Raw genomic sequence first — 1,244 nt, forward strand, 5'->3', positions numbered from 1 at the left:
GGGGCATGATCCGGAAAAGTGTGAAGCGGTTTTCCGAAAAGATCATGCTCAAACAATAACCTAAAGCGCGATGATGATTCATCCTTATCTCGTCGCGCTTTAGCTCTAGCGCAAAATCGGGGATTTGCGCCTAGGCGTCGCCCCGACCATCGGGCTGAGGGGCGAGCGGTCAGCCACTGATCAATTAGAGGCTGTGTTGCTTTGCAATATCACGGCTGCACAGCGGATTTAATATTGATATTATTATGACGATTTAATATTGCTATTATTATCACGAAACGTTAATAATTAATCAAATCGCGGGCGAGGAGATTAATAGTCATGCTTTGGATGTGGAAATTCATGCGCTTGTGGTCTCTCAAAAGCGCTCTTGGTGGACTGGCTGTGTTAGGGATCGCAACCACCGGTTACGTCCTCCAGGGAGATGGCAGCCCTACCAATTGGACCGACGGTGGCGTCCATGGCGCTCCTGGTAGCGTTCATGGCGCTCCGGGACCTGTCGCTGGCGCTGGACTTCCTCTTGCTCTTATTGCAGTCGGGTATGGCGTCTATCGTCTCGTAAGGCGTCGTCACAAATCGCACTGACAACTCCATCGCCCCACTGGAACACAGCTCACCCAAGGGCAAACGGCCAAGCACATGGCGTGACCATCTCACGCCGTTTGAGAGAAGCCGACGCTCTGCCTTTCGCGACAGGCGTGACCCTTCAGTCTGCGGCATTCTAAGTGGACCGCCCGTGCGCGCCTTGAAGGCCTCGGAATTCACGTTAGATATGGCGCGGGGGGTCCTGAAAGGGAGCCCACTCAATGACGCCACGTTTTGTTTTCTTCGCCTTTTCCATAGCATTCGTTCTGGCAGCGATTTTTGCGGCGATTACGACGGCCAAGCAGATCCATGGCTATCAGGCCACCATAGCGGGAAGGGCAATCTAAGCCGCATGGCGTAGGGTGGGCAAAGCGAAGCGTGCCCACCATCCACGTTCGCTGCAAGCGAAGGTGGGCACGCTGCGCTTTGCCCACCCTACGATCGCACTTAAAGCGTCACCACGATCTTGCCTAAGTGCTTGTTGGCTTCCATGTGCTCGAACGCCTTGCCGATCTCGTCGAACTTGTAGACGCGATCGATCGGCAGTTGCAGCTTGCGCGATTCCACCGCGCCCCAGATGTCCTTGCGGACTTCGTCGAAGATCTCGCGGATCTCCTCAGTGGTGCGGGTGCGGAAGGTGACGCCGATATAGTGGATGT

At 54.9% G+C, this 1,244-nt stretch carries 2 protein-coding genes; one reads left to right on the forward strand and one right to left on the reverse strand.

Translation table 11 applies throughout. The features are described 5' to 3' along the window. The first annotated feature begins 806 nt into the window (after positions 1-806). Positions 807-932 carry a hypothetical protein gene (locus CWO89_RS49015; RefSeq protein WP_283813597.1) on the forward strand — a complete coding sequence of 42 codons (126 nt, stop codon included), beginning with the start codon at positions 807-809 and terminating at the stop codon, positions 930-932. 100 nt (positions 933-1,032) lie between these two features. Here CWO89_RS49015 and CWO89_RS44310 read toward each other — a convergent pair. Further along, positions 1,033-1,244, reverse strand: a 212-nt coding sequence (locus CWO89_RS44310; RefSeq protein WP_165421616.1) for a zinc-binding dehydrogenase, incomplete at its 5' end; no start/stop codon positions are given.

It is taken from the genome of Bradyrhizobium sp. Leo170, from assembly GCF_004296405.1.
In the GTDB taxonomy this organism is placed as follows: Bacteria; Pseudomonadota; Alphaproteobacteria; order Rhizobiales; family Xanthobacteraceae; genus Bradyrhizobium.